Here is an 18,614-nt window from a genome sequence, read left to right on the forward strand (position 1 = left end):
ACAGGTTGAAATCTATCGCTACAAGAGCACTCGTCCGAGTTGACAGGACCTTTCAGGGGTAAGGTGCAGCCGGATCGCCCCAAGCAACCCGAGTTTTTGCCGTAGCCGATTGGAGAATCAGGGACGCCGCCACTTGTTGAGATAAGCTTCGCCAATCCCAGCCACAGCCTGCATTTGACCTAGCTGTTCCCGTAAAGCTTTGATGGTTCTTAGCTGTTCTTGAGACTGTTGCTGCAAAGCGTCGTAATTTCGCTGCATCGCTGCACTCTGGTTCAATTGATTTTCCAGATATTGCAACTTGGTCAATTTAACTTGGAAGTCGCCGATCGCACTTGACTTTTCTGCTAACTGATGCTGCAAAGATTCGTAGCTCGACTTCGACACGGTTTCCTGGAATTGGCTTTCGAGATTTTGCTTTTCGGTGCCGAATTGCTGCTGCAAAGATGCCATCGAACTTTCTTTTTCGGCGAGTTGCTGGTGCAAAGATTCCAGAGCACTGGATTTTTCGGCTAGCTGTTGCTGAAACTCGTGTTCCCGGTGTTCTTTTTCGGCGAGTTGCTGGTGCAAAGATTCCAGAGCACTAGATTTTTCGGCTAGCTGTTGCTGAAACTCGTGTTCCCGGTGTTCTTTTTCGGCGAGTTGCTGCTGCAAAGATTCCAGAGCACTAGATTTTTCGGCTAGCTGTTGCTGAAACTCGTGTTCCCGGTCTTCTCTTTCGGCGAATTGCTGCTGCAAAGAAGCGATCGAACTTTCGCGTTCAGCCAACTGCTGTTGTAAACTTTCGTAACTCGACTTCGCTACTGTTTCCTGCAATTGGCTTTCGAGATTTTGCTTTCCGGTAGCCAATTGCTGCTGCAAAGAAGCGATCGAACTTTCGCGTTCAGCCAATTGCTGTTGTAAACTTTCGTAACTTGACTTCGCTACTGTTTCCTGCAATTGGCTTTCGAGATTTTGCTTTTCGGTAGCTAATTCCTGCTGCAAAGAAGCGATCGAACTTTCGCGTTCAGCCAACTGCTGTTGTAAACTTTCGTAACTTGACTTCGCTACAGTTTCCTGCAATTGGCTTTCGAGATTTTGCTTTTCGGTAGCTAATTGCTGCTGCAAAGAAGCGATCGAACTTTCGCGTTCAGCCAACTGCTGTTGTAAACTTTCGTAACTCGACTTCGCTACAGTTTCCTGCAATTGGCTTTCGAGATTTTGCTTTTCGGTAGCTAATTGCTGCTGCAAAGATTCGATCAAACTTTCGCGTTCACTCAACTGCTGCTGTAAAGCTTCGTAACTTTCTTGGAGCGGATTTGGCTGTACGCTCACCGAGTCCGATAGAGTTTCTGCCGTTACAGCGTCATTAATTTCGCTTTCTTCGGCTGTTTCCCCTTGCAAGTCGGGGGCCTCTACCTGAGTTTCTTCACCTTTTTTCCAAGTGACAGTAACTTCCGTCTTGTCCTTAGAAATATCCAGAGCGCCTTGTGCCAAGCGTTCTAGGAGTTCCGACCTTGATATTCCGAGTTTTCGAGCGATCACGTTTAATCGATCGGCACTAGAAGAAGTCAGCGAAAGTCCGACTTTGACTTTGCTTTCTGAATTGGAACTAACTACATTGCGATTTTTTTTGACCATTGGCATTTTCCTCATGCCAACCTACACTTATTAGTATAGTGGCTGAAGCTTCTATTAAAATTAATTTTTGCTACTTACCAATTGTGGCAGCTTCCGTTCCCAATTGAACAAAAATCCTTGAATATACTCTTGCGTCCATTCCTCGCCGTAGAACCGCGTGAACATTCCCTGACCCGGGGTTTTTTCGGCACGATACCGCAGATAGCGCAGTTGAGCTTGTAAGCCGTTGTTTTAAAGCGAAGCTTCCAAAGTCGCACCTGCAACCCGATGATCTCGATCTTTTGCCAAATAGCTCACAGCAGCGCGAGCTTGAGGATTGTCAAATTTGCTTAGTGCGCGAGCAACTCGCAGCCGAATTCCCCAGTAATCCGAACTTACTAAAGGTAATAATTTCTGCAATGCCTCTTCTTGCTTCACAGTATTTGCCAGCAGACCCAATCCGTCAATTGCTGCTTCCTGAACTGGTAAATCTTCGTCGCCAAGACTGATCGCACAAATTTCAAATACTGCATCAGGACACTGCATTTCGTACAGCGGAGCCATAATGCTGCGGCGGACTAGCCAATTGTCATCGCGGCGAAAAGCTTCGACTAAATGAGAAATTGCCTCGGTTCCGAACCTTGACAAAGAGTTAGCGGCTTCGGCGCGGACGTTCGGATCGCGATCGAACTGCATCATTTTTAACAGCGCGGCAAAAGCTTCCGCAGTTTGAATCTGCCGCAATCCCATCGCCACGAACGATCGCACCATAAACTCGCGATCGTCCACTTTGCTCAGCAACATCGGCAGCGCCACCGCAGAATCGCACTTTCTCAGAGCCGTTACCCCCCGCAGCCTCTGTTGAGAATCCGAACTTTGCAGCGCTGCTTGGATTTCGCTAATTTTCATAAGCCAATTATATATTTTTGTTACATTTCTTTACAATTTTAGCAATTATTCCCGGATTTTGGGCAGATTAAAAAAAAAATCACTGCTGAATAAGAAATTGTGTGGGTATTTAAGCGAAGTTTTGTATTAGTAATGAAGGCAATCAGTACCCTATTTATTTGAGTATGCGGAGGCATAATTTATTGTTTTTAATAGTTTTTAACAGCCGATTTTTTACAAGTAGCGGCTTGGGAGCAGCGCAGAGTAGAATCATTTTTAACTCCCATATTTGGAGATAAAAGCGTAATTCTCCCGCGCATAAAATCCCAAATGATTGGCAATGGGACGTTCCTGCATGGGGATTTTATTCTGAATCGGAGCATTCAACAGTTTCGCTCCTGACGGCGATGCTACTGCAAAAGTTACGGAGCCGCCGCCATCTAAATTTAGCACTGTCTCGGCTCCCAACTGCATGGAAATATCAGTTATTTCGCTCAATTTCAGCCCTTCACTGTAAAGCCTCTGCTTGCCGTCTGCCAGAATTAACCACAACTTGTCGCCTGTTTTGTCGATCGCCGCGACTGCACGGGGATATGGTTTATCCTGTTTGCGTTCTTCCTGACTTTGTGCTACGGGTTTACCATTTTTCACCAGCAAAGTATCTCCGGCAACTGCATAGGCTGTTCCCGCAGGACAAGTGCCGTTTTCGATTATTTGAGCGCGGTTTTTGGCATCAAAACAAAGGGCGGGAAAGCCTGAATGTGGTTGAGAATAAGCTTGGCTTTTGGCAATGGCGTGTCCGACATTATTTACTCGATCGCCACTGCGGGGATAGTAATCCCAAGGTGCTTCCTCGATGCAGGGATAAAAAAAATTGCCGTTGACTGCTAATTGCAATTTAAATGCTTTCAGGAATTCAGTAGCCGTGCGGGCATTGGTTTCTGTTAAATCGGGTGTTGGGTTTCCGGGAGTGACAAAAATTCCTATTCCCGGCGCTTGTAGGTCGATGCTAACCATGTGAATTAGCGTGGGACGCGGATTAGTCCGAAATTCCCTGCGGTAGGCTATTCCTTGAAAGAGCGATCGGGCTTCGCTTGTTTGTTCGGGGCGCAAAAAGTAGGGAATGTTGTAGAGTAGTATTGGTGCGAGCAATATTCCGAGACCGAGAATATGCGAAATTTGTTTGATCTTGGGCCGATAAGTCATACCATTTTAGATTTGAGATGGAGGACGGGAACAGTGACAGATTTATATATTTTCAACCATCCTGTACTAATATGAAGTATTCGGATTCCAATAATTTTAGCAATCAAATTTTACGAAATCGATCGTTCCAAGGACAAATTCTTAACCGTGCTGATTTCAGCGGTGCGGATGTTCGAGGCTGCAATTTTAGAAATGCTCAGTTAGCGGGTGCGAATTTTCTTGGTGCGAAAATCGGGCTTTCTCGGCGACAGATAGCTGTTTTGAGTGGTGGGGCGATCGCCATTGGTTTGGTTGTGGGCGATGTTCTGACTCGACTGATTTTGGGAACTCAAGGACAAGTACCGGGCTCTGGCAGTTGGCCTTTTGTTCTGTTGCTGTACGGGGTTTTGAGCGCTGCTGGTTTCGCTTCGGCGATCGCCAGCAAACAGCCAAAAAGCTCAAAAGCGGGTAGATTGGCACGAACAATTTCTGCTATTCTATCAGGAGCTTTGTTGGGATTTTTCTATGCTGGCACTGCAACTAATAATAATTCCCAGGCTGCTCTTGTTGGAATGGCGATCGGCGGGGTGTTAATGTTTTTTGTGAGTTCCCGGATTCGTAGCCAATTTGCACAGGTTGCGATCGCATCGGCTGGAAGTGTGGCGACTTACGCAGCGGCTTTTTTGTTCAGTGCAACGGCGAGCGCTTTTCTGAGCACTCACAAACTGTTTTGGGGTATGTGTTTCGGTTTGCTGTCGCTGCTGTATCTTTGGTTTGCGTTTGTGTCTTTCTCGGCTATTGTTCGAGAGATTGGAAATGCTGAGGGTACTTCGTTCAGAGGGGCAAATCTCGCTGATGCTAAGTTCGATATAAATTACCTCAATCTAAAATCTAAAATTTAAAATCTAAAATTCCCTGACTGATATTCAAACAGCAATTGAGCCAGCAGAAAGCGACGCTTTGCTGCAAACGGTGAGAGAGCAAATGGCCCTCGCAACTTTTAATCCCAACGAAAGTGAACTGCTCAAAAAAATGATCGAATGTATGGGAGATTCGCAGGGAATGGTGAGGCTGAGTTTAGCCGAAACTCTCGGCTCAATTGGCAAACCTGCAACTTTTTTTTTTGCTGGAAGCTCTAGCACATCACCGCAACCCTGTCGTGGGTAAAACCTCTGCTAAAACGCTGACTCTGATTTGCAAGGCGATCGCCCGAACCACGCTGCTAGAAGCTTTTTTACACGATGAGGATCGAGTCGGGGGAGGAAGAGTGGGATTAAAGACAAAGCCTGCGGTTTCCAACCGCGCCTACACAGACAAAACCCACTTGGAGTGGGTTAAAGAATTTTTACTCGATCGGGCCTTGACATTTCCCTCTCAATATGAGAGTATAAGCATAGTAGCAACACAAAACAAAAACCACTTTTTTATTTATGAAAAACCCCAAAATCTCACAAAGAAAAACAAATGAACCTAATCTCGATCCGGAACCTCCGTAAAGATGCTGCCCAGTACCCCGATGTCAAAAATCAAATTGATAGGTGGAACGACACTATAAAGAAAGCAGAATGGCAGAATCTGGAGGAGGTTCGCAATATTTACCGGGATGCCGAAGCAGTAGGAGACTTGACAGTCTTTAATATCAAAGGCAACGAATATCGCCTGATTGTCGGCATCAACTACGAGAACCAAACTATTTACTACAAATATTTCCTAACCCACGCTGAATACGACAAAGACAAATGGAAAAATGATCCTTACTTTTGAGCGAGCCACTTATAGCAACTTGCTTGCAGAAATCGCTCCTATGGCGATCGAAACCGAAGAGGAATACGATCGCCTCCTGGCTGTGGCAGAACGGCTAACGTTCGCTAAAAACCTCACTCCAGAGGAGAGAGCTTTATACAAGTTGTTAGTCACGCTGATTGAAGTTTATGAGACAGAAAATTATCCGATGGACAAATCGGAGCCTCATGAGATTTTGCAACACATCATGGAATCCAGCGGCACCCGTCAAGCGGACTTGGTAGGCATCATTGGATCGAGCGGTGTGGTGTCTGAGGTTGTGAATGGGAAAAGAGCGATTAGCAAGGCACAAGCTAAGGCACTAGGCGATTATTTTAAAATCTCAGCTAGCTTGTTCATTTAATTTGGTAATTGGGCATTGGGAATAGGGTATGGGTTATTTGTGATTAGAAAAACTACTAACCCGTAACCACTAACTATTACCCATGCCCGATGCCCAATGCCCATGCCATTAGTTCAAAGATAAATTTGGAAAAAACAATTAAGTGACGCTCCTAGACTATATCGCTGGCGATTGGTGTAGGTCACTATGGTTTTCTACTATTGGCATTATATCTGGGCGTATATTCTCGGCGCGATCGCCCTAATTTACACTCAAACATTGAAAAGCGCTCGCCCTTGATTTTTCTCAAAGAATTCAAGGGCGAGCGCTCTAATCAAAGTATTTATCTCATATCAGAGATTTTTTTGCAAGCTGTTTTTTTTTGCCTGAACAGCTTGTTTAACGGAGAGGGAGGGATTCGAACCCTCGTTAAGTTGCCCTAAACACACTTTCCAGGCGTGCGCCTTCAACCGCTCGGCCACCTCTCCAGGACTAAATTAATTCATTTAGCCACAGCTAAGCTATCTTAGCAGAACAAATCTGATTTGGGAAGGGGTAACGGCATAAATTTGCTGTTTAATATGGGTAGGGTGTGAAACGGGCAGGCTTGGGTTCTCCTCTCGGGGTCGCAAACCCATTCATTTCAAGGATCTTGCCCCGCCAACCCCTATCTAAAATCTAAAATCTAAAATCTAAAATTCCATGACTAACTCTTACACAATTAAAATTCATAACAGACAGACAGGCGATCGCCACACCGTGCGAGTACCCGAAGACCGCTACATCCTGCAAAGCGCCGAAAACCAAGGAGTAGAATTGCCCTTTTCCTGCCGCAACGGCGCTTGTACCGCCTGTGCGGTGCGCGTCAACTCGGGGGAACTGCACCAGCCAGAAGCAATGGGGCTTTCTGTAGAACTGCAAAAAGAAGGTTATGCCCTGCTGTGCGTCAGCTATCCCCGTTCCAACATCGAGGTAGAGACGCAAGATGAAGACGAAGTGTACGAACTGCAATTCGGCCGTTACTTCGGCAAAGGTAAAGTTAAAGCCGGTTTGCCGTTGGATGAAGAATGAGGCAATTTGATAAATTATCAACTACCAATTATCCATGCTCTATCGGTTATTTGCGATCGCCCTTTGTCTGTTGCTAGCTAGCTGCCAAAAACCAGAAATGCCCCAAGGTACGATCGCCAAAGTAGAAAGGGCCATCAGCGGCCAAACAATCGAAGTTATCAGTACAGCCAACAAAATAGCCTTATTAGAACAAATCAGGCTGATTGGTATTGATGCGCCGGATTTAAAACAGCAGCCTTGGGGAGAAGCAGCCAAACAAAGATTAGAACAGCTAATTGGGGGAAAACAGGTATTGTTAGAATCAGACATCGAAGAGAAAGACCAGTTCGATCGCAAACTAGCCTACTTGTGGCAAGATAAAATTCTGCTCAATGAACTGCTCGTCAAAGAAGGTTATGCCCTCGCCTCAGTGCGATCGCCCAACACTAAATATCAGCAGCGACTCATCAACGCTCAAGAATGGGCGAGACTTATGGGTAAAGGTCTGTGGAATCCAGAACGAGCTTTGCGCCAAACTCCCGCAGAATTTCGTCAGCAAAATCGGAAATAGTAAGTAGTCAGGAGTCATTTGTCAAGAACTAAAAACTCCTCAGTGATCACTAATAACTAAAGAGCAAAGATTTCATTCTTCCCTCTCCCCACTTTTCTCTTCCTTCGTGTCCTTCGCGTCTTCGCGGTTCGTACTTCCCTTTTCCTAATGACTGACAATCAACTGCAAAACTTCTTAGAAATAGCCACCGAAGCAGCCCTAGCCGCCGGTTCCGTCCTGAAATCTTTCTGCGGAAAATTAGAAAAAATTCAAGAAAAAGGGCGATCGGGCGATTTAGTAACAGAAGCCGACAAAGCCTCAGAAGCCGTCATCTTAGAAATTCTGGGCCGCCACGTACCCGACCACGCCATCCTCGCCGAAGAATCCGGCAAATTAGGGGATGCCAGCAGCAAATACCTGTGGGCGATCGACCCTTTGGACGGCACAACCAATTATGCTCACCAATATCCTTTTTGGGCCGTGTCGATCGGACTTTTAATCGACGGATTACCACAAATTGGAGTAATTTACGACCCTTTTCATAACGAATTGTTTCGGGCAGGCAAAGGATTGGGAGCAACCTGCAACCGTTCGCCGATCGAAGTTTCCCAAATCCCAGAATTGAGAACCAGCTTGCTAGTCACTGGCTTTGCATACGATCGGCGCGAAACAGCAGACAATAATTATGCCGAATTCTGTCACCTCACCCACCTCACCCAAGGCGTGCGGCGCAGCGGTTCCGCATCCCTAGACCTCGCACACCTCGCGATGGGGCGATCGGACGGATACTGGGAACGGGGACTCGCCGCTTGGGACGTAGCAGCAGGTGTAGTCATCGTCTCCGAAGCCGGAGGTCAAATTACAGCTTATGACGGCAGTGCCTTTGAGATGAACTCGGGTCGGATTTTGGCCACAAACGGCAAAATACACGCCGAACTCAGCAGCGCACTGCTAGCAGTTCCTCCCTTATCTTCTTGGAAGTAGCGTCCCCCCAGCAAGAGATCGGGGGTAGTACGGGGGTCAGAACCCCTTGACTCAAGCTACATTAAAGAATAGTGAAAAGCCAGGAAAGGAAGAGTAAAAGTTATGTCTTTTGAAATGACAAAAGGGCTGTTCAAGTATGACTTTACTGATCAGCACGCAATTTTGGGAATTCCCTTAGACGCCGAGTTTAACGACATCCGCAAGCGCTACATGAAAATCGCCCGCCGCTTGCATTCGGATACTTGCTCTTTTGAAAGCCAAGCCGATAAAGATTGGGCTAACCAATTTTTGTCAAAAGTAGTCAATCCGGCTTACAACAAATTCTCTAAGGAAAGCGATCGCAAAGAATACAGCCTGCTATTAGGAACTGTCGCCAAGCGCGTTGTTAAAGAACAGGCGAAAATGCAAATCGAAAGCGCAGCAGCCAAACAGTTAGCTACAGCTCAAAATTGGGAAGAAGCTTACAAAACAGCAGTTAGCAAACTCGCTCTCAAGCAGTACGAATCAGTTAAGGAAACGCAAGAGGCGATCAATCAAATTAGCGAACTCAACATGGTTTACCTGCTGCGAAAAGAGCGGATTATAGCCGGTTCGACAACTCCAACCCCAACCCCAACTCCAACCCCAACCCCAACCCCAACCCCAACCCCAACCCCAACCCCAACCCCAACCCCAACAGGCTCGCTGGCCGAAGCCTATTGCCGCCGAGCTCAAGGATTCATGGACAGCAAAAGTTACGCCAAAGCAATTATAGAGTTGAAAGAAGGCGTGAAGCTCGATCCGAAACACAGCAAGACCCACGCTTTGTTAGCAATGTGTTACGTTGAACAAAATCAAGCCACAATGGCAAAAATTGAGATGAACAAAGCTTTGGCATCAAATCCTGAAGAACCGACGGCTTTGGAGGTTAAGAAAAAGCTGGAGCAAGCTGCCGCCAAGGCAAAAAAAGGTGACGAGAAACCAGGATTTTTTGCAAGTTTGTTTGGCGGGAAGAAGAAGTGAGAAGTTGTGATTTGTGAGTCTTGAATATTTAGAAACGGGTGAACTGCTCAGCAGTGGAGTGGGATCGAGCCAAACAATCAAGACTTGGTGATATCAAATCCGGTGACATCGGAATTATACCGTCAGTGCGATTGTCCCGCGAGATCGGATGCTCCAGAAAGAACGGGACGATCGCACTGACGGGGAAAATGATTATTTCGATGCAAACGAAAACGATAGGACGCCTTAATTTGTTAAAGTCGAATGTTAAGCAGGCCTCCTTCGACTTTAACACCGTCCCCTAAAGCTAAGCTTCTAAGCCCAATCTAAAATCTCAAATCTAAAATTGATATGACACCTTAATTTGTTAAAGTCGAAGGTTAAGCTTGCCTCCTTCGACTTTAACACCGTCCATAAAGCTAAGCTTCTAAGCCCAATCTAAAATCTAAAGTCTAAAATCTAAAATTGATATGGTTCACCAACCCCCATCCGGCGCAAGAGATTTATTGCCCCTTGACGTTGCTCAAAAAATTTCGATCGAACGGCGCTTGCAGCAGGTTTTTCACCGCTGGGGCTATCACCGGATTATTACTTCAACTCTAGAACGGCTGGAAACTTTGATGGCTGGGGGCGCGATCGACCGATCGACCTTAATTCAACTGCAAGACGCCGAGGATGGAGAACTTGGTTTGCGGCCGGAATTAACAGCATCCATCGCCCGCGCGGCTGCGATGCGGATGGCCGGGACTCGCTGGCAGCCTCAGCGCCTTTACTACAACGCTAACGTGTTCCGCAAAGGCCCAGATACTGGCTCAGGCGGGCAACAGGAGTTCTATCAAGCTGGGGTAGAGCTGCTCGGCGCGGGCGGGACGTTTGCGGATGCGGAAGTGCTGCTGCTGCTGTCAGAGTGCTTGCAGAGCTTGGAAATAGATGACTGGCATTTGGTTTTGGGAGAAGCGGGCTTGACTGCAACATTGCTAGAACCGTTTCCGCCAAACGTGCGCCAAAAAGTTCGGGGGGCGATCGCCAATCTCGATCGAATTGCCTTGGAAACTTTGCCGCTGTCAACCGAATTGCGAGAAAGAGCTCTGCTGTTATTTGACTTGCGCGGCCGCCCAGAAGAGGTGTTGCCAATTGTTGCCAAACTGGATTTAGATTTGCCGCAGCAATCGGCGTTAAACAATCTCAAATCGGCGATCGAATTGCTGCACCAATGCCAGTCAAAAATTCCCAATCTAAAATCCCACATTCACCTCGATTTGAGTTTAATTCAAACATTTGACTACTACACTGGAATTGTGTTTGAAGTTGTCAGCAGCAGCAAGACAGGACAGCGAGTTTTAGGACAAGGGGGACGCTACGACCAACTGTTGGGACTGTTCGACCCCCAAGGTCAAAATTCCCCCGGCATCGGGTTTTGTCTGAATATTGAAGATTTGCACCAAGTTTTGCTGACAGAGGGGCAATTGCCCACGGAGACACCAGCTAGCGAATGGTTGGTTGTGCCTCAAACTCCTGAAGCTGGGGCGGCGGCCTTTGATTATGCTCGCAAACTCCGAGACTCTACTCACCTAGTTCGGGTGGAAATAGATTTAGAGAGTCGGGAGACAGCAGAGTCGGCGCGGGAATACGCGCGCGATCGACGAATTGCTCAAATTGCTTGGGTAAATGCTGAAGGATTGCCAACAATTGAAACGGTAAATTAGGCTAATTGGTAATTAGTAATTAGTAGTTGGTAATTGGTTAAAAATCACCCGATATGATATTATGTATCCTGCTGATTGAGAGAAGGTTTTGCCAATTGCTAATTGCTAATTCCCTATCTAACTAAAATCTTTTGAGAGAACACTATGGCACACACTATTGTTACGAATATTTGCGAGGGAGTTGCGGATTGCGTCGGCGCTTGTCCGGTTGCTTGTATTCACCCCGGTCCCGGCAAAAATGTCAAGGGTACTGATTGGTTTTGGATTGATTTTGATACCTGTATTGACTGCGGTATTTGTTTGCAGGTGTGTCCTGTCGAAAAAGCGATCGTTCCAGATGAACGGCCTGAGTTGCAGCAAACTCCCTCTTAATTGCAATTGAGGGCTAGATAGCTACATTAACTAAGGGGTAAGGTGCGCGGTTCGGCGCACCTTACATTCACTTTTTGTGCGAACCGCAGAGGGCGCAAAGGGCGCACAGAAGAAGGGTGAGAAATATTGCAACAATCTAATTTTTAAATCTATAAGTGAGGTAATTAATTAGGTTACTTTTGTGAGTTATTTCTCTTCCCTTATCTTGTCTTCCTTCGTGCCCTTCGCGTCTTCGCGGTTCGTTTAATAAAAAGCCCGATCGCACTTTACAAAAAAACCTACCATAAAATCCTATGCAGCCGATCGCACTTTCCGACTCTCACATTTTATCCATCCGCACCCACGCCGAAAGCGCTTATCCTGAAGAATGCTGCGGTTTGTTGCTCGGTCGAGTTACTGGCGATGTTAAAACTGTGGTAGAAGTTTGGCCGACTGACAATGCTTGGAGTTCTGAGGCTGAAGAGAATTGGCCGGAACAAAAAGACTTGACAGAAAGACGCAGATATGCTATAAGACCCGAAGATATGTTGCGGGCGATGAAACATGGGCGCGATCGCACTCTGGATATTATCGGTATATATCATTCTCACACGGATTGTCCCGCAGTACCCTCAGAGTGCGATCGGACATTGGCGTGGGCCGAATACTCTTATATTATTGTGTCCGTCCGACAAGGCTGTTGGGAAGACCTCCGCAGTTGGAGTCTTGACGGAGAGGGGAACTTTCAAGCAGAGGAAATTCTCGCAGTGGAACCGACTCAGATTAAGAAATAATTAGTAAAAATAACAAACTCGTAAAAAAGCGAAAGATTCAGATAGGATATAATTCAAAATCTGCGCTACACACAATATCATGCTAAATCCTAATCTGGACGAGATCCAGCTCAACAAACAAGAATACGAACGCTACTCTCGCCACCTGATCCTGCCAGAAGTTGGATTGGAAGGCCAGAAGCGTCTCAAAGCTGCCAGTGTGCTCTGCATCGGTACGGGAGGCCTCGGTTCGCCGCTGCTGCTGTATTTAGCAGCCGCCGGTGTTGGCCGCATTGGGATTGTAGACTTTGATGTTGTAGACCATTCCAATTTGCAGCGGCAAGTAATTCACGGCACTTCTTGGGTTGGGAAACCGAAGATTGAGTCGGCTAAAAATCGGATTTTAGAAATTAATCCTTTTTGTCAAGTTGATTTGTACGAAACTCGCGTTAGTTCGGAAAATGCGATCGACATTGCCACTCCTTACGATATCATCATCGACGGTACGGACAACTTCCCGACTCGCTATTTGATGAACGACGTTTGCGTGCTTTTAAACAAGCCGAACGTCTACGGTTCCATCTTCCGATTTGAAGGCCAAGCAACAGTTTTCAACTACCAAGGCGGCCCGAATTACCGCGATTTGTACCCAGAACCCCCGCCTCCTGGGATGGTTCCTTCTTGTGCAGAAGGCGGCGTTTTAGGCGTTTTGTGCGGAGTTGTCGGTTCTATCCAAGCAACGGAAGCTATCAAGATTATCTTGGGTCAAGGCACTACTTTGAGCGGCAGACTGTTGCTTTACAATGCCTTAGATATGACGTTCCGGCAATTGAAACTGCGGCCTAATCCAGTGCGCCCGGTAATTGAAAAGTTAATCGATTACGAACAATTCTGCGGCATTCCTCAAGCAAAAGCGCAGGAAGCAAGTCAGCAAACGCAAATTCCTGAGATGACTGTCAAAGAACTTAAGGAGTTAATCGACAGCGGTGCGAATAATTTTGTATTGTTAGATGTTCGCAATCCCAACGAGTATCAAATTTGTCAAATTCCTGGGTCGGTTTTGGTTCCTTTGCCGGATATCGAACACGCCGCAGGTGTCGCTAAGGTCAAGGAATTGTTGAACGGCCACCGCTTGATTGCACACTGCAAAATGGGCGGGCGTTCTGCGAAGGCTTTGGGGATTTTGAAGGAAGCTGGAATTGAGGGGATTAATGTTAAGGGCGGAATTACTGCTTGGAGTGAAGAAGTAGACCCGTCTGTACCTCAATATTAAGGCTAATCTTTTTCTGGGGCGGGCGATTTGCCCGCCCGGAACGGGGATTAGGGCGGCGGCAACTGTTTATTTCTACTTAGTAGATTCTTGAACTTACCTAATAGATTCTTGGAATTGGCTAGTAACAAAACCCCACCCCAAACTAAAGCCCCGGCACCGATACTAATCAACAATACGAAGGCAAAAGAATTAATTCCCACCTTCAGCAAAGGCAAAACAATCATCTGATTCGGCGGGTCTTGTTTAATCAAATAAGGAGAACTGCCAGCCACCACCCCGGCTACTCCTAAACCAAAGCCGACAGCTTGAATCGTTACCTCTAGTTTGGCATCTCGATAAGCTTCTTCGATCGCCACAATTGCTCTAATTGCCTCGGTTGCTTGGTCTAGCAAGCCGGAACCGTGTTTGAAATAGCCTAAATCTGCTTGAATCTGCCTTTGAAACTGCGGGCAAGTTTCTTTGTTGAATGTTTCGAGGAAACTTAAATCGGCATCACTATCATTGTACTTTTTAGCTGCTTTGATGTCAAGACTTATTTGATTTAATTTATCCTGGTAATTTTGGGCGTTAATTGCGATCGTATTTTGGCGAAACTCCAAATCAATCAGCATTCGGGCATACTTCACAGCCCGAGGCGGCATCTCAATCATCTGAGTTTCCAGATATTTTAATTCCTCCTCATTTAAACCCGCACCTTTCGATTGCCTCTGCTGAGCTTGCTCTCGCTGCAAATACTTAAAAGTCTTGTCAATATCCAGTTCAATTTGCTTGTATTCCTCGCGAGTCACGGCGTAAAGCTTGCGGCTGTCGTGATAAGCGCGAAGAATCTTATTTCGGTACAAAAACAAATCCATAAAATCGCTGTACCGCGTCTCATCCCAGATTTCATCGGTTGCGGAACTGTTGAAAAACCAGACGATAACGTGGCAGTCAGTATCTTGCCGACTCGGATTGCCGTATTCTAAAATCGGGCTACCGAACAATTCGCCTTGACGGTAAAAACTCGGCAGATTTTGACTTTCAATGAATTTTTCCAGACACTGTTGGGCTAATTTTTTCAGAAACTGCGAATCTTCCCGCGCCGCTTGATTTTGTTCTACACTCAGCCAAGCGGTAAGCAGCAGAGTTTGACCGAAATAGCTTTGCACAAAATCCGGCAGCAAGCAGTTATCGGGATTAAATTCCTTGAAGATGCTAACATCGACAGCCGATGTTTTATTGCCGTCAACTTTTTCGGGAACGCGAATTTGTAAACCCAAAGCGTAGCTGTCATCAATCCGCAGCGGTTGGGCGAAACCTTTGAGATTAACTTGCTGATTATCGTGGGAAATATTCTTAGCAAAATCCAGAGAATTTCGCTGGTCAACAACTTCTTTATTAATCAGGTTGACTCGCCATCCGGCAGGTTCGTCTTTTTTGGACAAGTAGCTGCCGTTGAATGCCTTACCGACTGCTAATTTAGTTTGCAAAATCTCATCGCACTTCTGCCACAAACGGGCGAATTCCACAGGGGAACTCGACTCTGATTCTAGGGGTTGGCAGAGGTGAAAGGCAAACAAATAGACGTTGGGGGCATAGATTTTACTGTTTTCAGTCATTGTCTGTATTTGATTGATTCTCTGCATCTAGTTGTTCTTGAATTTTTTTGTAGCTATCTTCAATGCTTTGACGCAGAGTTTGAGTGATGTTAGTTAGTGGGTCAGTGATAGGTGGGGTGGGTTCGCCCGGATCGTCGATTTCTTTTTTGTTTTGGCCGGCCGCAATTTTTAATTCTTCTCCCAATTGATGACGGGCACACCACTTGCTGATAGCCCTAGCAATAAAAAACAATTGATCGTCTGCGAGTTCTCCCATTTCTGTTTTTAATTCGGGTAAATCTTGCCATGCTGTCGGCATGAAAATACTCGGATTTTCGTGCAGCCATTGGAGAAAAGCATTGATAATTTTGTCAGGTTCCATTGTAATTACTTCCGTGATTAAAAAATATAAATTCGTAGGGGTGGGTTTCACCAACCATAATTGCCTAAAATCGACAATCTCTCAAACCCGCCCCCACAAAACGAAAAATCATCATCTACATTTTAGCATTCGATGCAAATTTCAGGTTGATGTGGGTTATTGGTGGGTGGGGGTGGGTGTATCTAGATTGTTGGTCATCGTTATATATTGTTTGTAAAAGCCGCCCCTACAAAATCCTGATGGCACACCTAACTTAATATCCCGTTGCACAGAAGGCCGCCCAATATTTCGGATCGCTGAAAGGCTGTTCTTCATTCGAGTTAATTAACCACAATTCCGTACCTTGTTGCCATTTTTCATCTAAATTTAACAATTTTACCCAAACTCTAACATCCTCCTTACTAACACCGCGCATCCAGTTTTGCGCCGCATTCAAAGCGAGGGCTACTGAATCTGCATCCGGCAATTCCTGATAAAATTTAATCATCAAAATTGCCGTGGCAAAATCATCGACAGCCCACAGACTGCTGACAACATTCATGCTACCCGCATACAAGAAACCGCTGGGTAAACCAATGTATTCATCCGTCATTGCGGTTGAGGTGGTTAACCCGGTTTCGCAGGCGGAAAGTGTGACGAGACTGCACTGCGGTAACTGCAAATCGGCAAAAATTTCTCGCAGGGTGAGGCATTTTTCTGGGATGGCTTTTCTGCCGCTGCGTAGGGTGACATAGCGCTGTGTTTCATCGGGCTGATTTGACTCTGGGGGCGGGGGTGAGGTTTGCGGTTCCAGGGAATCGGCTAAGACTAGGGATGACAGCAGCGGATTGTCAAAGTTGAATACGCCGTGACAGGAAAAGTGCAGGTAGTTGGCGTTTGAGAGGTTTTCTCGGTTTTCGTTGAGGGCGGTTTTTGTGGCTTGTTTTTTGAGTAAAATTTGATGGGGATTGAATCGGGTTTTGATGGTTTCTACTTCCATGTCGGCGTTGAATAAGTCTTCGGTGGGATTCTGGAGGGCAAATAGTTGTTGCTGATTGGGTGGGGGGGAGTTTCTGGTGGTGATGCGATTTTTTACGAGTTCCAGCAGTTGCAAGCTGGGGGCGTATTTCACGCCGGCGGGGAAGCTGTCGAGGAGGTATCCGCGAAAGTTGGTTTTTTGTTTAAATCGGGTTTCTGAGGTGAATTTTAGGGCGTGGAGGGGGAAGAGGTGCAGGTAGCGGTGGGGTACTAGGATTAGTTGTTTGCAGTTGGGGGGGATGTGGGCGATTATCTCGTTTAGTCGCAGGATTTCTGAGAGTTTTTGGAGTTTTTGGGATAGGGTTTTTTGCCAGGTTTTGTTGGTGTTTTTGTTGCGGTATTCGTCGAGATAGTTGTTTTTCCAGGTTTCTAATTCGGCTATTTCGGTTGTGGTATATGTGACTGGTTTTATGCTGTCGCGGGTGATGATGAATGCAGATCCCCCCCAGCCCCACTTAGTAAGGGGGGAGTTAGAATTGCCGATGTACCATTCTATGATTGCTGTTTCGGTGTCTAAGGTTTGTTGGAATTGGGTGATGTCTATGGGTTCGACTTTTTGAGTTAGGGAGAATTCTGGTTCTCGCTGTTTTATCTGTTCTAGCAATTGTGCTAGTTGCTGTGATGTTGTTTCTAATTTGGCTTTTTGTTGTTGGAAAGATTCGGGGCTGAGACTGCGGGTTTGGGTTGTGCGTTGTGAGGGAGAGTCATCTGGAACCCCCCCCGGCCCCCCCTTGGTAAGGGGGGGAGAAAGAGGGGGAGGAGATGGGGTTTCTGTTTCTAGGAGTTGTTGGGAGGCGGCGATTTGGCGGCGCAGGTTTTGGAGTTGCTGTTTCTCGGTTTCGGTGGCTGTTTTGGGGTAGATTTCGCTGTTGGTGAAGAGTTCGACTAGGTAGCGGGATTTGCTGCGTTCGATTGTTTGCAGGGCTTTGTCATATTGTTGGTGATTGATGCAGGATTGCATCATTTTTTCGTAGATGTTGAGATTTTGTTCGATGATTTCTAGTTTGCGTTTGTCGGATGTTATCCACTCGCGGCTTTGTTCGACTGCTTCGATGGCTTTTTCGTAGCCGAATATGGCTGTTTCCCACAAACTCTCTGCAAATCCTAAATTGCCTAGATTTCTGCCTGTTTTCAGAGAGTTAAGGGGTAAGGTAGTAGGAGTGTCAACTTCTAAAGCTGCTTTAAAAAGTTGGAGCGCCTTTTCGAGATTCTCACCCCGTTCTCCCTTGATTCTGTCACTGTAAGCAAGTGCCAAATTATTTTGACTCATCGCCCAATCTTGCGGGAAAGCATCGCGGGTGCGAACTTGTAAAGCTGCTTCATAAAAGGCGATAGCCCTTTCTATATTCTCTCCCCTATCTCCCTTGATTCTGTATAAGTAAGCACTTGCCAAATTATTTTGAGTCTCAGCCCAAGATTCGGGAAAAGCTGGGCGGGTGCGAACTTGTAAAGCTGCTTCATAAAATGCGATAGCCCTTTCTATATTCTCTCCCCTATCTCCCTTGATTCTGTATAAGTAAGCATTTGCCAAATTATTTTGAGTCCCGGCCCCATCTTGGGGAAAAGCTGGGCGGGTGTAAACTTGTAAAGCAGCTTCATAAAATGCGATCGCCTTTTCTAAATTATCACCCCTGTCTCCCTTGATTCTCTTTCTGTAAGCTTCTCCCAAATTATTTTGAGTCCCGGCCCCATTTTGGGGAAAAGCTTCGCGGGTGTAAACTTGTAAAGCAGCTTCATAAAATGCGATCGCCTTTTCTAAATTATCACCCCTGTCTCCCTTGATTCTCTGGGTGTAAGCAATTGCCAAATTATTTTGAGTCATTGCCCAAGATTCGGGAAAAGCTTCGCGGGTGTAAACTTGTAAAGCTGCTTCATAAAATGCGATCGCCTTTTCTAAATTATCACCCCTGTCTCCCTTGATTCTCTTTCTGTAAGCTTCTCCCAAATTATTTTGAGTCCCAGCCCAATTTTGGGGAAAAGCTTCGCGGGTGTAAACTTGTAAAGCTGCTTCATAAAATGCGATCGCCTTTTCTAAATTATCACCCCTGTCTCCCTTGATTCTCTTTCTGTAAGCTTCTCCCAAATTATTTTGAGTCCCAGCCCAATTTTGGGGAAAAGCTGGGCGGGTGCGAACTTGTAAAGCTGCTTCATAAAATGCCATCGCCTTTTCTAAATT

20 protein-coding genes and 1 tRNA gene are annotated in these 18,614 nt (G+C 46.2%); 13 read left to right on the forward strand and 8 right to left on the reverse strand.

Annotated features, from left to right (window positions below; genetic code table 11):
* Window positions 1-117 precede the first annotated feature (117 nt).
* The 4 genes from QT994_RS14665 to QT994_RS14680 form a co-directional block, all read right to left on the reverse strand.
* Entirely contained in the window at window positions 118-1,617 is a 1,500-nt protein-coding gene (locus tag QT994_RS14665; RefSeq protein ID WP_333175697.1) for a ribbon-helix-helix protein, CopG family, read from the reverse strand.
* 60 nt (window positions 1,618-1,677) lie between these two features.
* Window positions 1,678-1,827, reverse strand: a complete 150-nt coding sequence (locus tag QT994_RS14670; RefSeq protein WP_333175728.1) for a hypothetical protein — start codon at window positions 1,825-1,827, stop codon at window positions 1,678-1,680.
* A 21-nt stretch (window positions 1,828-1,848) separates the two neighbouring features.
* Complete coding sequence (locus QT994_RS14675) at window positions 1,849-2,505, reverse strand: HEAT repeat domain-containing protein (RefSeq protein ID WP_333175698.1); 657 nt, start codon at window positions 2,503-2,505, stop codon at window positions 1,849-1,851.
* Window positions 2,506-2,760: 255 nt separating this feature from the next.
* Window positions 2,761-3,690: a phosphodiester glycosidase family protein gene (locus tag QT994_RS14680; protein ID WP_333175699.1), complete on the reverse strand. Its 930-nt coding sequence runs from the start codon at window positions 3,688-3,690 to the stop codon at window positions 2,761-2,763.
* Window positions 3,691-3,761: 71 nt separating this feature from the next.
* Between QT994_RS14680 and QT994_RS14685 the strand changes: the two genes are divergently transcribed.
* From QT994_RS14685 to QT994_RS14705, 5 genes are all read left to right on the forward strand, one after another.
* Entirely contained in the window at window positions 3,762-4,571 is an 810-nt protein-coding gene (locus QT994_RS14685) for a pentapeptide repeat-containing protein (protein ID WP_333175701.1), read from the forward strand.
* Window positions 4,572-4,653: 82 nt separating this feature from the next.
* A complete protein-coding gene (locus tag QT994_RS14690; protein WP_333175703.1) occupies window positions 4,654-4,836 on the forward strand; it encodes a hypothetical protein in 183 nt (60 codons plus the stop codon).
* Window positions 4,829-5,137 (forward strand): hypothetical protein, encoded by a 309-nt coding sequence (locus tag QT994_RS14695; RefSeq protein ID WP_333175705.1) that lies wholly within the window; start codon window positions 4,829-4,831, stop codon window positions 5,135-5,137. Before QT994_RS14690 ends, QT994_RS14695 begins: the two co-directional genes overlap by 8 nt.
* A complete protein-coding gene (locus QT994_RS14700; RefSeq protein ID WP_333175707.1) occupies window positions 5,134-5,433 on the forward strand; it encodes a type II toxin-antitoxin system HigB family toxin in 300 nt (99 codons plus the stop codon). Before QT994_RS14695 ends, QT994_RS14700 begins: the two co-directional genes overlap by 4 nt.
* The gene (locus tag QT994_RS14705; RefSeq protein ID WP_333175709.1) at window positions 5,417-5,815 is read left to right on the forward strand and encodes a transcriptional regulator; all 399 of its coding nucleotides are present in this window, start codon (window positions 5,417-5,419) and stop codon (window positions 5,813-5,815) included. Before QT994_RS14700 ends, QT994_RS14705 begins: the two co-directional genes overlap by 17 nt.
* Window positions 5,816-6,197: 382 nt before the next feature.
* On the opposite strand, the gene QT994_RS14710 is transcribed toward QT994_RS14705, so the two are convergent.
* Window positions 6,198-6,282 (reverse strand) — tRNA-Ser (locus QT994_RS14710).
* Between the two features lie 214 nt (window positions 6,283-6,496).
* Here QT994_RS14710 and QT994_RS14715 point away from each other — a divergent pair.
* The 8 genes from QT994_RS14715 to moeB all read left to right on the forward strand — a co-directional run bounded on the left by QT994_RS14715 (window position 6,497) and on the right by moeB (window position 13,462).
* Window positions 6,497-6,865 (forward strand): 2Fe-2S iron-sulfur cluster-binding protein, encoded by a 369-nt coding sequence (locus tag QT994_RS14715; RefSeq protein ID WP_333040827.1) that lies wholly within the window; start codon window positions 6,497-6,499, stop codon window positions 6,863-6,865.
* Between the two features lie 34 nt (window positions 6,866-6,899).
* Window positions 6,900-7,415, forward strand: coding sequence for a thermonuclease family protein (locus QT994_RS14720; RefSeq protein WP_333175710.1), 516 nt, complete (start codon window positions 6,900-6,902; stop codon window positions 7,413-7,415).
* A 147-nt stretch (window positions 7,416-7,562) separates the two neighbouring features.
* A complete protein-coding gene (locus QT994_RS14725; RefSeq protein ID WP_333175711.1) occupies window positions 7,563-8,378 on the forward strand; it encodes an inositol monophosphatase family protein in 816 nt (271 codons plus the stop codon).
* 102 nt (window positions 8,379-8,480) lie between these two features.
* Entirely contained in the window at window positions 8,481-9,380 is a 900-nt protein-coding gene (locus QT994_RS14730) for a DnaJ domain-containing protein (protein ID WP_333175713.1), read from the forward strand.
* Window positions 9,381-9,829: 449 nt separating this feature from the next.
* Window positions 9,830-11,065 carry an ATP phosphoribosyltransferase regulatory subunit gene (locus tag QT994_RS14735; protein ID WP_333175715.1) on the forward strand — a complete coding sequence of 412 codons (1,236 nt, stop codon included), beginning with the start codon at window positions 9,830-9,832 and terminating at the stop codon, window positions 11,063-11,065.
* Between the two features lie 144 nt (window positions 11,066-11,209).
* The gene (locus QT994_RS14740; protein ID WP_333047665.1) at window positions 11,210-11,437 is read left to right on the forward strand and encodes an indolepyruvate ferredoxin oxidoreductase subunit alpha; all 228 of its coding nucleotides are present in this window, start codon (window positions 11,210-11,212) and stop codon (window positions 11,435-11,437) included.
* Window positions 11,438-11,730: 293 nt separating this feature from the next.
* Entirely contained in the window at window positions 11,731-12,210 is a 480-nt protein-coding gene (locus tag QT994_RS14745) for a M67 family metallopeptidase (protein WP_333047663.1), read from the forward strand.
* A 79-nt stretch (window positions 12,211-12,289) separates the two neighbouring features.
* Window positions 12,290-13,462 carry a molybdopterin-synthase adenylyltransferase MoeB gene (gene moeB / locus QT994_RS14750; protein WP_333175718.1) on the forward strand — a complete coding sequence of 391 codons (1,173 nt, stop codon included), beginning with the start codon at window positions 12,290-12,292 and terminating at the stop codon, window positions 13,460-13,462.
* A gap of 47 nt (window positions 13,463-13,509) precedes the next feature.
* Here the strand turns inward: moeB and QT994_RS14755 are convergent, their stop codons facing one another.
* The 3 genes from QT994_RS14755 to QT994_RS14765 form a co-directional block, all read right to left on the reverse strand.
* On the reverse strand, window positions 13,510-15,060 hold the full coding sequence (locus tag QT994_RS14755) for a hypothetical protein (protein WP_333175720.1): 1,551 nt from the start codon (window positions 15,058-15,060) through the stop codon (window positions 13,510-13,512).
* Entirely contained in the window at window positions 15,053-15,421 is a 369-nt protein-coding gene (locus QT994_RS14760; protein ID WP_333175722.1) for a hypothetical protein, read from the reverse strand. Before QT994_RS14760 ends, QT994_RS14755 begins: the two co-directional genes overlap by 8 nt.
* A gap of 253 nt (window positions 15,422-15,674) precedes the next feature.
* Window positions 15,675-18,614, reverse strand: a 2,940-nt coding sequence (locus tag QT994_RS14765) for a CHAT domain-containing tetratricopeptide repeat protein (RefSeq protein ID WP_333175724.1), incomplete at its 5' end; no start/stop codon positions are given.

This window comes from Microcoleus sp. S13_B4 (assembly GCF_036700885.1).
GTDB lineage: Bacteria > Cyanobacteriota > Cyanobacteriia > Cyanobacteriales > Microcoleaceae > Microcoleus.